General features: G+C 48.7%; 12 protein-coding genes. 11 read left to right on the top strand and 1 reads right to left on the bottom strand.

All coding sequences use genetic code 11. From position 1 onward, the window contains the following. Nucleotides 1-116 precede the first annotated feature (116 nt). From VHE34_RS16800 to VHE34_RS16770, 7 genes are all read left to right on the top strand, one after another. The gene (locus tag VHE34_RS16800) at nucleotides 117-1607 is read left to right on the top strand and encodes a tyrosine-type recombinase/integrase (protein ID WP_325590006.1); all 1491 of its coding nucleotides are present in this window, start codon (nucleotides 117-119) and stop codon (nucleotides 1605-1607) included. A gap of 207 nt (nucleotides 1608-1814) precedes the next feature. Then, on the top strand, nucleotides 1815-2120 hold the full coding sequence (locus VHE34_RS16795; RefSeq protein WP_325590005.1) for a helix-turn-helix domain-containing protein: 306 nt from the start codon (nucleotides 1815-1817) through the stop codon (nucleotides 2118-2120). 1226 nt (nucleotides 2121-3346) lie between these two features. After that, nucleotides 3347-3739 (top strand): hypothetical protein, encoded by a 393-nt coding sequence (locus tag VHE34_RS16790; protein WP_325590004.1) that lies wholly within the window; start codon nucleotides 3347-3349, stop codon nucleotides 3737-3739. Next, on the top strand, nucleotides 3739-7473 hold the full coding sequence (locus tag VHE34_RS16785; RefSeq protein WP_325590003.1) for a hypothetical protein: 3735 nt from the start codon (nucleotides 3739-3741) through the stop codon (nucleotides 7471-7473). The genes VHE34_RS16790 and VHE34_RS16785 overlap by 1 nt, the downstream gene beginning before the upstream one ends. Before the next feature lie 131 nt (nucleotides 7474-7604). Then, entirely contained in the window at nucleotides 7605-8309 is a 705-nt protein-coding gene (locus tag VHE34_RS16780) for a hypothetical protein (RefSeq protein WP_325590002.1), read from the top strand. 4 nt (nucleotides 8310-8313) lie between these two features. Next, nucleotides 8314-9696, top strand: coding sequence for a 7-cyano-7-deazaguanine synthase (locus VHE34_RS16775; protein WP_325590001.1), 1383 nt, complete (start codon nucleotides 8314-8316; stop codon nucleotides 9694-9696). Continuing rightward, nucleotides 9693-10127, top strand: a complete 435-nt coding sequence (locus VHE34_RS16770; RefSeq protein ID WP_325590000.1) for an ASCH domain-containing protein — start codon at nucleotides 9693-9695, stop codon at nucleotides 10125-10127. The genes VHE34_RS16775 and VHE34_RS16770 overlap by 4 nt, the downstream gene beginning before the upstream one ends. Before the next feature lie 416 nt (nucleotides 10128-10543). Here VHE34_RS16770 and VHE34_RS16765 read toward each other — a convergent pair whose 3' ends face one another. Beyond that, nucleotides 10544-11308 (bottom strand): J domain-containing protein, encoded by a 765-nt coding sequence (locus VHE34_RS16765; protein ID WP_325589999.1) that lies wholly within the window; start codon nucleotides 11306-11308, stop codon nucleotides 10544-10546. Between the two features lie 543 nt (nucleotides 11309-11851). On the opposite strand from VHE34_RS16765, the gene VHE34_RS16760 reads away from it, so the two are divergent. The 4 genes from VHE34_RS16760 to VHE34_RS16745 all read left to right on the top strand — a co-directional run bounded on the left by VHE34_RS16760 (nucleotide 11852) and on the right by VHE34_RS16745 (nucleotide 13566). After that, a complete protein-coding gene (locus VHE34_RS16760; protein ID WP_325589998.1) occupies nucleotides 11852-12289 on the top strand; it encodes a hypothetical protein in 438 nt (145 codons plus the stop codon). A 27-nt stretch (nucleotides 12290-12316) separates the two neighbouring features. Next, nucleotides 12317-12526 (top strand): hypothetical protein, encoded by a 210-nt coding sequence (locus tag VHE34_RS16755; protein ID WP_325589997.1) that lies wholly within the window; start codon nucleotides 12317-12319, stop codon nucleotides 12524-12526. 55 nt (nucleotides 12527-12581) lie between these two features. Beyond that, nucleotides 12582-13106, top strand: a complete 525-nt coding sequence (locus VHE34_RS16750) for a hypothetical protein (RefSeq protein WP_325589996.1) — start codon at nucleotides 12582-12584, stop codon at nucleotides 13104-13106. A gap of 205 nt (nucleotides 13107-13311) precedes the next feature. After that, nucleotides 13312-13566 carry a hypothetical protein gene (locus VHE34_RS16745; RefSeq protein ID WP_325589995.1) on the top strand — a complete coding sequence of 85 codons (255 nt, stop codon included), beginning with the start codon at nucleotides 13312-13314 and terminating at the stop codon, nucleotides 13564-13566. Nucleotides 13567-13684 lie beyond the last annotated feature (118 nt).

Below are 13684 nucleotides of genomic sequence, written 5' to 3'. Positions count from 1 at the left end.
AGGATTCAAACCTGAAACCTTTTGATCCGTAGGCATGCTGAAGTCTTAATATGGTCGAAGGTAATTGAAGTTAATTTTGCTTAATATGTTAGTTATCAAAGGTTAAATACTTTTTCTTGAACTTAGCTTTTCCGGCCTCAAGGTCGTTTAAGCTCCGTCTGTTTGCAGCTTTTATGCAGAAAAAACGGGAAAGCTCACAAGTAAAAGTGTTCAAGATGCCAGTCACCACCAAGATTTACTTCGACACCCGGAATGAGATTAGAAAAAAAACTAATGATTACCCCTACAAACTCCAGGTGTATTGTCCCGATCCCAAAGGGACCAAGTTCTACCAAACCATTTACGGCGCCACGGTTGAGGAAGACCAGAAGCTTTCCGCTTCCCGGCTCAGCGAGAAGTTACAGTTGTTAAAAACTACCCTCCAGGACATCGAAGACAAAGCAGCTGAAGCCGCCAGGAAGCTCAACCCTTTTTCCTTTGACGATTTCGTCCGGGACTTCATTAAAGACAACCCGCATTTCGACCAAGCCAGAATTAAATTTAAACCTCAGGTAACCGACGAGAAGGACTTTGACTTTACCGAGTATTACGATGACTTTCCTGTTCTCAAGGAAACCTTCGATGCTACAACCATTGGTTATGTCTATCAGCTCATCATTAGAAAGAAAATTGTCTGGGGCAAGATTCCCACCGCTTACCTATATCAGTCAAGTTTTGTTTCCCTTCGCGCCTATGGTGGAAACGTCCGTTTTCAAGTCATTACCGATACATACCTCAAGTTCTACACCGAATGGATGAAAAAAGGCGGCGGGGGGCGCAAAAAGGAAAATACAAAAACGACCATCGGCATGTATCTCCGAAATTTGCGCCATGTTTTTAATTATGCTGCGACGGAACTTAAGATCATAAATAAAGAAAAATGTTATCCTTTTGGCCGAGGTAAGTACAGGATTCCCTCCAGTAGGAATGTCAAGAAGGCATTTGAACCCGGTATTATCAGCGAGCTATATGCGTACGAGTGTGATCCCGAAAAACCCTGGTTACGGAAAGCAAAGGCCTTTTGGTTCTTTATTTATTTCGGAAACGGCATGAACCCGCTCGACGTATGCAACCTGAAATATAAGGACATCAAGGATGGCCTGATAATCTTTGAACGTGCCAAGACTGAAGAGACTCTCGCTGAAGATCCCCCAGTAATCACCGTGGTTATTAATGAAGACATACAAGCTACCATTGACGAATACGGTAACAAAGACAAGAGTCCAGAGAACTACATTTTTCCGGTCTTCGAACCTGGTATGTCTCCCTTGCAACAATATAAGGCAAGGCAGAATTTTATCGGATTCATTAACCAATGGATGTCCCAGATTTTCAAAGACCTGGGATATGAAAATGTAAGAGCAGGTGCATATGAGGCACGGCATTCCGCTGCCACAGCTCAAATCTTGGGGGGCGCCACACTGTTGGAGGTACAGGAGATGCTTGGGCAGATTGATCCCCGGACAACGAAACGGTACATTGACAGCCTCCCTATAACGATCAAAAAGGCCGGAGCTGCGCGCGTGGAAGCTTTTAAGAAGAGCCTTGAGAACCACAAGTCTGCCTGACATCCACCTCCCGACAACAATTTACAAGCAGGGCCACTTCAGCAGGTGGCCCTAATTTTTTGCGCTTTTGCTTTCCTAATTCAGATTAACGAAATTTTCCCCAACACCTTATCCCTACTGAAAGTGGCCCTTGCTGCCGCGTGATCTTTACACTGTTCCTCAATGGGACCCGCCGTCCCTTGTAAACAATAATTTAAAGATCGACCTATGCCTACCCTTTATGTGCCCTCCGAAGACGATATCCGGCGATGGATCAAACAGGCCGTCGAAGAATACCTTAACGATGCGCTCGTCAAGAACATTCCTTCACAACCGGCCGGCGAAGAGCAGCTTCTTTGCCGAAAAGAGATCGCCGGTCTTCTTGGGATATCTCTTGTTACCCTCCACGACTGGATGAACCGGGGACTCCCTTGTCACAAACAGCGCGGTCGGGTATATTTCATCCGTTCCGAAGTAATGGACTATGTCAAGGCCAACCATCGGGGGACTTTCCACCGGCGCCAAGCGGCATAGTCACCAAATTCGATAACTTTATACTCCTGGTTCATTCTTAAGGATTCCCCTAGCCTGATCCCTGGAAGCCGAGAAGCTTCCTATCTTATTCAATGAAAAAAAGTAATGTATATGAAACATCAACCTATCCTTTTTGTTGCAGGCATTGTCTCACTTCTGCTTGGTCTCATCATTCGTTATTCCGTTGGCCGTCGCCGTTTCAATCGACGCACTCCGTTCGGCCTTCAGCAATTCCGGTCTTATAATGAAGCATTGGCTACACGTGGGGGGGAAGGGTGCGCCAGGGTCATTGGTACCCTGCTTTTATTGGCCGGCGCACTTCTTGTCTTGGTTGGTCTCGCGTAAATTTTTTTCCCCTCAAATTCGGATAAATAGAACTACGGATAGAACTCCCATATGACAACGATGAGCTATTTCAAGAGGCACCTATGGCTGCGCACAACCTGGTCAGCCACTCCCTCAACCCTGTCACTACCCGTAGACAATATAGTATATTTTCGAAAAAATATTCTCCATGGAGGGTGTCCCGCTGGATAAACGGCTGCTTATATTTTTATCCGAAGTAGGAACAGGAAGTTTTCGGGACCTTTCACAGTTTTTCAAGGACAACTTACCTGAACCCACTTCCGAAACCGAGCGTTATGCCCTGCTAAGAGTACTGCATGAATTCCTTACGACCTTAGAAAACAGCAGTTGATCAAGGCGAATTTCGACTATGAGAAGGCAAAAGTAGATTTACTCGCGTCCGGTGAATCTGCAAGGGCGATCCGCGCCATGATACTTCGAGATGGCATCAACTACCTCCGCCTTAACCATTCCGCGACAATTGGACAATAGGTGATATTTAACGCCAAAAACTTGTTGCATAAGGTATCGACGGGCGCCATGCCTTTTCCATGCGGGGATTCGAAACTGGTCATTCTACGGATTTATTTTCAATGATTTAGCTCGTTTGTTGGTTTCGCACCAAATTGTCCACCTTGCCACCTGGTAATGAACTTATTCCAATTTAGCCAGTTGGATTCAATTCGGAATGTAAGTGCAAATACTTCAAATATGGGTGTTTTAACGGTTGGAGGGTGTCGGAATTGGTGGTAAATTAAGGCGCCTTTCACGTAAATAAAATAAACCTCTCTTGTATGTCTGGAATCCTGGATTATTTTATGCTAAAGACGCCCCAGGACAGGCTGGCCGGGGCCCGGATGTCCGAAAATGAGCCTAAGGCCGTGTCCGCAGCCCGGATCGTGCTTTCCCTGGTGGGCATTCTCTTGGGTATCTTCCTCAGTTTCGTTGTGATAGGAATCGATGCTCAAAGTACAGCCCGAACGATTCAGGAATCGAAAAAGGATACTGTCGCCGTTAGCGGCGCGAAAAATTCGGCCGACAGCACACATGCCATTGCAAAGAGTGATTCCCCCGCCGACCGATTTAAAATTATGACATTCACCTGGGCCTATTTTGTCAAAATCGCCATTATCAGCTTTGTGCTTTGCATGCTGACGTATCCGATGCTCTATCAAAGTCTGCGGCTTTATGTTAACGAGCCGGCCTTTTTAACGCTTTTTGTGGCTTTTCAATATGGCTTTCTCTGGCAGTCAGTGATCCATACCGTTGCATAATGATCCCTACCGTTATCCATATCCAATCGAAGGATAGGAAGGATTTCCTTTCATTTTTCCGTTTTGCCGACTCGCTGGAGCGGGCACTGTCAAAAGAATACCAGATCAGTTTTCCCGCGTCGGCAAATGCTGTAGTCGGTCGTGAAGCCGCGTTCTCCTTCCCCAAAAGAAAGAATATCTACAAGTACCTGAAGAAACTGCGGGAAACCCCTGGAAATACAGAGTTCGAGCCATGGTTCGGTCAATCGTTGTCAGCCGGTTTCGCTGGATGTGTGCTTAGTCCGGCAGAGCCTTTCCTGATCAGTGCGGAGTCTCGCGACCTCGCCCTGATGGCCAATATACCCTGGGAGTTGGCCCTCCGACCCGGTGCACAAACTCCGGGGACCGGAAACCAGCCCACCGGACAGGAAGCCAAAGGAAAGCCGGAGGATACGTTCTCGAATCTGTCATTTGGAAGGCAGATCAATGAATATAAAAGCACCGTTACGATTAACGCGAGGGACCGGTTGCGTGTATTGTGCTGTATTTCCGATCCGGACCCAGGGTATTCGATTGGTGGAAGTGGATTTGCAGCCGACATGGCTGAATTGCAGGAGAAATATCGGTGGCTGCTGCATATCAAAATGGTCTTGAGCAATGAACGAGTGGATACAGATCCATACCGCCCGGATTTTGGACAGCTGATAATAGAAATTGAGAATTTCCATCCGCATTTATTTATCCTGGCGGCCCACGGTAGATCGAACGGGAAGGAACCTTCCGTCTATTTTTTTAATAAGAACAGGCAAAATAGATCACAGGCGTATTCCTGGGAGCCGATGGAGTCGATTGCGAAAGCGCTGCAAAAGAGCCGCAATTGTGTTGCAGCTATGCTGGTGGCTTGTGATCTATCGTTTTCGAGTGATGGCTACGCGTCGAGCTCAGGAGCGATAACGCTGCTCAGCAAAGGCATCCCGGCGGTCATTGCTATGCAGAGTAAGATACTAGCGAGAGCCGGTAAGACCTTTTTGGAAAATCTGCTGGCGCATTTTGCCGTCGGTTACCACGACGGCAATCCGGAGAATCACCTAATCCATGCTGTCAGCTTTGGAAGGCAGGCAATTGCCCGTAGCCTGGATAGTTATCATGCGTTGGACTGGAGTTTTCCGGGGCTTTTTTTTACCAATGACGGCTATCATCAGCTTGAAGAAATTCAAATGCTGATCCCAACATTCAGGCAATGGCTTTTCCGGCTGGAGCACAGTCTGCCAAGCAGTATCGTCAATGATCGTTTTGACCGGCCGGGGCTTCAGCAAACGCTGCGTGGCCTGATCAACGAAAGACATGGCTTGGTCATTGTGACGGGTGAGCCGGGCTGTGGCAAATCAACCTTGCTACAATGGATTGCCCTGCAAATTTACCGTGAGGCCACGGAAAAACCCACGGGCCGGCCACTGCTCTATTTGGATTTTGGAATGGAAGATGACGCTTATTCCGACGTGCTGTCGTTCTTTAATGCCATCAATGGTAAGGTGAAGACTATTGCGCCTGCTGATCCAATGAGTGGGACCCGGGGTGACGGGCTGTTCTCTCCTATCGCATTGCCGGCGGGGGAGATGCTGTTACAGAAAATAGCGGCGGGTGCGCCGACCTTGTTGCTGGAGTGGGCAGATGCCGAAGAAAGAGTGGTCATTATCGATAACTTGTCCGGCCTGCAATTGAACAATCTCAGGGATACTTTGGGAGGATTGGAGCGGCTGCTGCATTCACTGGTGGTAGTGGTTATCCGAACCGGCGACACCGTGCCAGGGCAAGTAGCGGACAACCTGGCCATACCGGTTTTGGCGACCGATGAACTGAAGGAATATACCCGGCAGTTTTGCAAGAGGTCGCTGTCCGAACAGGAACTGGAGGAAGCAGTGGGGCAATTGAGAGCATTCTCCAGCGGCAATCTTTTCGTTCTCCGCTCCTTCCCCATAGAGGAGATACTGAGGGGCTCAGTGGCAGGGCCAGGAGATAGATACCAAATTCTCCTAACTAGGAGTGGAGCGTTACTCCGGTCCCTACAAGAGGAAGGAAGAAAAATGTATGAGGCTATTTTACGAATGATCCATATTCCGCATGGTATTTCCGCGGACATGTGCCCAGCAGTTGGGTTGGATGAAGCGGTGTTTCAACAGCTGATAACGGCTAATCGGCTAATCCTGCGGCCTATGCTTCAGCCAAGTGCCGTTGGTGGAGCCGCCTCTACGGATGTGTACCAGGTGCCGGGTTATTTGCGCGAAACGGTCAAGCAGTTGGCAGCCGAGGATCTGACCGAACAGGCAACCGGCTTTCTGGCAAGCGTTGGCGCTTATTTTGGTGAGATTGCGGAGGATGCCGATGCGATCCGGCGGATGACAACTATCCAAAACCGGATTGAACTGATGCGCGATCTGATCGAGCTGATTCCCGGGCATCCGGATTATGCGGAGGTTCCCGAAATGCTCTTGTTGTTGGCGGAAAGGGAGATGTACGAGTTAGATCAAACGAGCGTACTTTTGGAATGGTGGAATAAAGTGCTGGCCTCGATGCCGGAAGATAACAGAAAGGCGGCGAGCTACCTCAGAGCGGCCAAGGCGGCCCAGCAGCTAGGGCAGGTAACCCAGGCGGATGAATATCTCGTTATTGCCAAGCGCCTTCTTGAACGGGATGCAAGGGCTGGAGACGACTCCGCGGAGGAGAACTATGTCGATTTTTATACCCTTAGAGGTGCAGTGCTAAAGGATCAAGGAGATTTCGGTAAGACTGATGAGATTACCCGGTGTTATGAAGAGGCGCTGGACCGTGTTATTGCCCTCCTGGCCAGCGTAGGAGGTGGCGAAGATCAAAAGGAATGGGTGGAGAAAAAGGCGTTAATCTATTATAACCGGGCCATATTCAGGCGGTGGTGGTTGAGGGAAAATGAAAAAGCGGTTGAGGATATGCAGAAGGCCAGGGAGTTGGCTAGAAAGGTCTATGAGCACCTATTCTATAGGGCTATCAGCGAGGAGGTCGATATGCAAATCGATCTGAAGCAGGATATAGCCGCGCTGAATGCTTTGGAGGTGGAAATTTCACCGGCAATGACGTATTTCGAAGACAAAGGCGGGCTTGGCCGGTTGGCCTGGTGTCACTACCGGATTGCCAAGATCGAGAAGCGGATGTATAACCTCGATCCCGTCGATAATGCAGGACATCTGTATCGTGCACTGAAATACTATGAATACAGCAGGGATGTCGCCAGGCGTGGTCAGATCCGGTTGATCGAGTGGGCGGCGGAAGCGCATGTCCTGGCTATTCTGATGGAGGGGAAACTTCAACAACGGACGGACCTACCATTGGCTAAGTTGACAGATTCAGATATATTTGGCAAAATAGATAAGACTTCAGGAGCGTTGGGTCATTTGGATTCTGTTTGGGCCAGTCGGCTATTGCGGGACCTGGCGATTGAGCAGGCCGTCTATCGAAGTCAACGGAGGCCGGTAGATAGCGAGGTAGTTATGTCGGCCTTCAATTATGCTCTAAATACCTGCCAGGGGCGGCACCTTTCCCCGATGGTGGCCGGTACGGATCGTAGGCGGCTGGCTTACTGCCTTGTTACATATGGAACCTGGCTACGGGAAAACCAACTGGTCGTGGAGCAGGATCGATTTCTTCATCGCATGGCCGATATGGGGTTTGCCCAAGAATCCGATGCGGCGGCCATTGCACAAAAACCAAATTTCCATGGGTAGTTCAGGAGGTGGCGGCGGCATGAGCTCGAAACAAAAAAGCTCAATTGTAAGCAAGTACCGGGAGCGGTTCGGCGGTGGCAAGCCGGCTTCCAATTCGGACAAGAAACAACAAGAAACAAAAAAGACCCAAAGTGGAAAAGCCTGATATACCCGAAACTACGATCGAGTTGCTGCGGGTTGCAGTAACCAAAAGCAACCAGTACAGCAATATCGTCGCCCGTAATTATTCTGTCATTGCCTGCCTGACAATGGGGGAAAAACTACTGGAAATCTCTCAGGTGGATAGCCGATCTCAGCGGACCGGTGACCTGATGCGGGTTTTCGGAATCCGGCAGGCGCCTGCCAGCTTTCTGGTGTTGGCCGCGGGCTGTCTGCGTGGTGTTCATGACCGGATCAGCCAGATGATGAGAAGGGCCAATACCACCGATATCCCTATTACGACCGATTTTGACGGACATGCCATCAGTGCGCTGGGCCTTTGTCTTTCTGATATTATGTGGACGGAAAAGCAGCCTGGCCTGCCGTCGGGACCGTCGCCCGATGTAGGGATGGACCGTTATGCGAAGCAGACTGTGGCGAGTATCCGGGCGTTGTTTACGCAGCACTACCTAGGTAATATTCTGCAATATTATTTCGAGAAGGCGGGGTTGAGAAGAGACCCGCAATTGCGGGCGGCTATCCCGGCAAACGAGGAATCGATATTAAGAGATGAGCATGCACGGGTTATTGCGCATGCTTGTGTACAGACGCAACAGGCACGACATGATAGGACGGGCGACGTGTTCGATTTTGTCGACGTGTTGACCCATATACTTTTCGAAATCACCCGAATCTGAAATAATGGCAACGTTAATCTACAAGATGGAATGTAAAGACCGGACGCCTGGCCGGTTGGAAGTTCGGGAAAGTAAGGCGAACAAGCCAGGTAATTTCCAATCGAAACTGGTGACTACCATGGGGAAAGGTGCTACCGAGCTGGGTAATGGCCTGGCAAGGGACCTTGCTAGGATCGGCCAGGGTTTATTTCTGTGCGATAGGGCTTTCCGGCGTGGGCAGACTTTGGGGACCAAGACGCGCGTGTTAACTCTGTGGGTGCCGGTAGAAAATGTTGACCGGTGGGAGCGGATAAAGGGTAAGATCGAGGCTTGGGCGCAGTTTGTGTCTCACGATATCTGGACCATCCATTTTGTGAAGTATCCAGCGCCAAAGCAGGAGTCCGCCGGGTCACCCGATCCTTCCATGAAAAAGGCCGTAGTGTCGTTGTTTTCTGACGGGCTGGACTCTTTGGCCGGCGCCGCGCATACCCTCTTGAACGACGAGGCGGTAGTTTTCGTTTCGCATAACCCCCCGGGATTCGAGACATCGCAAAAACGGGTGGATGCATTGAGGGACTGCCTTGGGGACCGGGGTGTCAGGACATATTTTGCCAATTTCAGTTTCTTAGTGAGTGATAAGGACTTGACGACACAGCGTAGGAACCGGTTTCCCGAGACAAGGCGGCGGACCAGGCCGCTGCTATACTTGTCAATGGCAGGCGCCATTGCGCTGGAATATGGTATGCGGAACATCCGGCTGAACGAGAACGGGATTTTGGCGGTAAATCTGCCGATTCGACCGGACAGACAAGGCGTCGAGATTAGCCGACACGCGCACCCAGAAACTCTTGCTCAGTATGAAGACATTTTGAATAGCCTAAAAGCGGGAGGAGGGGCATTTACTGTCTCCAATCCATTTTTCGGAATGACGAAAGCGCAAGAAATTGCTGTGTTGACGAAGGCTGTAACCTTGGTGTCGGAAACGATTAGTTGCGAGTACGGAAGACAACAGATGCGACGGATCAATAGCCATCAGCCAACCGGAAAGAAAGCAAAGGAATGTGGGCTTTGTTTACCCTGTCTGATGAGGCGGATTGCAGTGAATGGGGCTGGTTTCGGCGAACCTTCCGGTCACTATGCTTATGCTATTGCCAAGGCGGCAAAGGCTGCAAGCAGCGGCCGCTCTCACCCTGATTTGCCTTTATTCGACCTGCTAAAGTACAATTTGGAAGATATCCGGCTTTTTTGCCAGGAGATTCAGGGAATGGACCTCAAGCAGTTCTCCCGACATTTTCTTTATGAATTATCTTTACTGTCGAGAGACCCTGGCAATGTGCCTGCGCTGACGCAAGCATTGTTCGATCTCCACCAGCAATTTGCCCTCGAAGCCCTATCTTTTCTTCCATGACATATACAAGCAAAATAAAGGGTATCAGTATCCGCCAGCCTTGGGCGGACCTGATACTGCGGGGGCTAAAGACGATCGAGCTGCGTGAATACCGTCCGCCGGATGGGTGGCCGGACTATCTGGTGATCCACGCACCCAGGATGATAGAATATGCTCCGGCCGCCTTTTTTGGCTATCGGGAGCCATGGAAGTTGCCGGTAAGTAAGTTACTGGCGCTTGCAAGGATAGAGAAAATCATCTCGATAAATGAGCAGAATTGGCTGGATTATGTAGACGCCCACAAACAATTTTTCCCAGCGGATGGCGAGTTCTATGGGTTGCAACTCGCAGACATCAAAATCTTTGACCGACCCATAGAATACCCCGGTCAAGTTATATTATTTGATATCCGCCAGGATATTTGTGATTTGATAGTTAGCACTTACTTGTAATTGAATATTTGTTGCGGCAATCCCGGCGTGAATAAGGAGCATTAAGCACTCCCCATTGTCATTATACCATCCCTCTGAACCTGCCATTTAGCCTTTCAGGTTTTGGAAAATCTAAAAGCCCTTCTTCAATGAGGTAAAGTAATAGTCGGTAAGCGAGGATACTAAATGTGACGGGTCGCCTCCTTGATTACTTTCCACACCGGGACTTCAAAGACATCCCCTTGCGAACCTTCCCAACCGTAAAATATTCTCCAACCGGGCCTCTGTACCGAAAACGGCCGCTTTGGGAAGCTCATAGATATGATTTTGCAATGCTCTAGGGCCATTAGCACGCTGCTCGCGCTGGCTGCCTTGGTTGTAATCTTTATTGGGCTGATTTAATAAGGATTGGTTCCGTCGCTGCTCTTTGCTCTCTCTCAGGGTTGCCCCTTATTATTTTTCTTTCTGGATGCTACTATCAGTTCATAAGCGTTATTTATTTGCGCAGTTGCTTTGGTTTTAGCTTCATTGTCCTTTTCATTTTGATTTTTGTCAGGATGTACCTCCTTAATTAATTTATTCCTGGCAGCCTTTATTTCCTCATCTGAATTTTCAGGTGTTACTCTTAGCAGCTTATATGCTTTTGAGAGATCATCCTCGTATACCAACAGGTTTCTAATTTTTGAATAATTGTTGTCATTAATTTCCAATATTTCCTTAAAGAAGGAAAACATTCTCAAGCCGGTTGAGGCGGTGATGGAATCGAAAAATGTTTGAAATCCTAATGCGGCGTTATTTGACAAAACTCCTGTCAAAATCCCGGCAACAGCTCCAAATATTGCCATAATTCCATCAACACGAGAATCCATCTGACTAGGATCCATAGTACCTGGGTGATAGGCAACTAGGGTTCCTTCTTTGAATAAGTAATACCCAGGATAAATTGTAGTTGCTCTTGGTAAACCTAGATTTGGAATCCAAACATTAAGAAACTCCTGGATTTTAGGGCTCTTGTAATCCAGTTTTGAGAGGTCAACTGTTCCAGTGTTGAGGAGAAGCCCATACTTTTGAGTGAGCTGGTAATTCAAAGATTTATTGAATCCTAAAGCTACGCCGTACTGTGCATTAAGTACGCATAGTCTATGTGATGTAATAAAAGCGGCCAGGTTAGCCGCAGTTACCTCTTTTCCTTTGGCAGTCATAAGTTTTGATTTAGAGTTTGTAATCCAAAACCTCACCAAATTGACTTAAGGGAAATAATACGCCTTTTTTTTAGAAAAGAAATGCAAAGCCATACACTGAAAGGCCAAAATGTCATTAACCGGGGCCGATAGGAGCAAGCAGTACTGGCATCGGCGCCCAGTATAATCGCGTGCTGGCTGTCATTTCAAAATTCCCGCTTCGCCTGAAATTCTTTCCCAACACTCCCTCCATACTGAAATCTCGCCTTTCCGTCGTCCGATCTTTGCCTTAGAAAAACCCGCTATACCTCCAGCCCATCCCTTCTCTTCACCCCCAAATCCAGCGCCCCCTGCCAGGCGCATCCCGCCGGGAGCCCGTAAAGGGCTCCCTTTTTTAGTCACGTCGCTTAGATAGGACATTCTTGATTCTCTGCCGCCCTGCAAGAAAATGGAATATTCTCAAACCAGGATCGTGAACCGAAAAATCTTCCTCAACACCCTCTCCATACTGAAAAACCGTTTCCGCAGCGTCCGACATTTGCCTTGAAGAAAATGATCGTCCCTATGCCGGACCCCACTGGTCACCTGATAGAAGAGTTCGCAAAGCTTGGCTTCGACTTTCACGACCTGGCGCCGAGCCTGCTGGAAATCCAACCGGCCCTTTCGGTATATCAGACGAAAGTATTCGACAGCCGTGCAAGTCGCCCGACAGACTATTTTCATTTTGCGTTCGAGCTATGGCGGAAAACGCCGGATGATCCACTGAAGATAACCTGTCTATCGGTTGGTCTCATAGGGCGCGGCCATCATTCTAAAGAAGATCTGCTGGCCACAGGCTACTACCACATCGATCAAGGTGGTATTCCACCCAAGGAGACAGTCATAACGGAAGTACTAAATACGCATAAGCGCATCGAGGCAAGCCAAAAATTTAATATCGGCGGCAATCCCTCTCCATCCCCTCAGCCAAGGGAAAGCCCCGGAAGAAGGAGGAAACGGTAACCCGCCCGCCATAAACCATCAACTCAAATGATCGATCAAACGATTTTCAACAGCCGAATGCCGCCCACTATCCAGGACGTCAAGATCTATTTCAGCCAGAAAGGCATTTCGGAACCGGAGGCTGAGATATTTTTCCTCTTCCAGGAAAAACGACAATGGGCTACCCGAAAGGGGCAATACTTACAAGAATGGAAGCGCACCGCCCGGCGATGGATTGCCGCGATCATTTCAGACTAATCTTTATCCTACGACTTGACAGCCCCTTAAACAATATTTAAAAAAATGCATCAATATGAAATCACAGCTCCATCGCCAAAATCAAAGCCAAGATACAAGCCCACTGTCTTCGAACGGCCAGCCACCTTTGCATCTATTAAATGATCCTGGGCTGGACAGAGAATTCAGCCAACTTGGGTTTGACCTTAAAAGCATCGATCTTACTCACATCGGGTCAGCCGGTCCCTTTGATGTACTTACCCATCATTACCCTCTTGGTAAGGAAGAAGAGCCCGTTTACCTCCTCGAATGCAGGTTCCTCATTGGCCCAGCCGATAGACTCGGTGACGTAATGGATCCCGATGAGGAGGAAAATCCCGACCTGCGAATCATCGCCATCCAGGCCACCTGCATAAATGCTCTTAACGTTACCGATAACGCCCCGAGATTTGTTTTTGAAAAGACCTACGCCATTGGAAACGGTTCCCTTCCAAATAGAACCTCCATAATGGCTGACATCCTTCAAGGCCAACAATCAAACATGCGGCAACTCGGAAACATCCTAAAATTCTTTCTCGCGTTGAATAGAGCAGAGTTTTAACATCTCACCAAACACGGAACTCATGTACTACATCTGCAAATTTCGAACGAATTGGTCCATTTTCGACGATACCGGCCAATCTGACCAAACCCTCGAATCTGACGACATTGACAAGATCAAGAAATATTTTGCCGCACTTCTCGAAGAAGCTAAGATTCTGACAGGCCTACAAATTTCAGCCATACCGTCGCATAAACGGCTCCCTGTGGTCGAACGGCAGGAATTCCTCATCTCCAAAATTTTCAGCAAGTGGGTGATCTTCGACGGGGGCACCCAGACGGACCGCTGGCTCGATATCGCAGAGATCGCATGGCTAAAAAAACTCGTACCTGACCTTCTCAACCAGGATGGGTACACACACCACCTCTTGGCCACCACGATCCAACCTACGAAGCTCCTCCAGCTTTCCCTGGGAGAAAGACCGGACCACCCGAATAAACCTCTTCCAAAAGCGATTTAGACCCAAGACACCTGGCGCCAGCTGGTTTTTGATACCTAAAAACTTTCGGTCGACAAAGCTCGGTAAGTATCCGCCTCCACAGTTTTCCACTAAGGCTATTTCACCTTCAATTCTGCCT

Source organism: Puia sp. (assembly GCF_035546395.1).
GTDB lineage: Bacteria > Bacteroidota > Bacteroidia > Chitinophagales > Chitinophagaceae > Puia.
Note: the sequence above shows the minus strand (reverse complement) of the source record. Positions and strands in the feature narration are given on the sequence as shown.

What these genes read in the sequence shown, in the direction of transcription:
- VHE34_RS16765 (WP_325589999.1), bottom strand. Translation starts at nt 11,308, where the DNA reads ATGACTGCCAAAGGAAAAGAGGTAACTGCGGCTAACCTGGCCGCTTTT.
- VHE34_RS16775 (WP_325590001.1), top strand. Translation starts at nt 8,314, where the DNA reads ATGGCAACGTTAATCTACAAGATGGAATGTAAAGACCGGACGCCTGGC.
- VHE34_RS16760 (WP_325589998.1), top strand. Translation starts at nt 11,852, where the DNA reads ATGCCGGACCCCACTGGTCACCTGATAGAAGAGTTCGCAAAGCTTGGC.
- VHE34_RS16785 (WP_325590003.1), top strand. Translation starts at nt 3,739, where the DNA reads ATGATCCCTACCGTTATCCATATCCAATCGAAGGATAGGAAGGATTTC.
- VHE34_RS16770 (WP_325590000.1), top strand. Translation starts at nt 9,693, where the DNA reads ATGACATATACAAGCAAAATAAAGGGTATCAGTATCCGCCAGCCTTGG.
- VHE34_RS16795 (WP_325590005.1), top strand. Translation starts at nt 1,815, where the DNA reads ATGCCTACCCTTTATGTGCCCTCCGAAGACGATATCCGGCGATGGATC.
- VHE34_RS16750 (WP_325589996.1), top strand. Translation starts at nt 12,582, where the DNA reads ATGAAATCACAGCTCCATCGCCAAAATCAAAGCCAAGATACAAGCCCA.
- VHE34_RS16755 (WP_325589997.1), top strand. Translation starts at nt 12,317, where the DNA reads ATGATCGATCAAACGATTTTCAACAGCCGAATGCCGCCCACTATCCAG.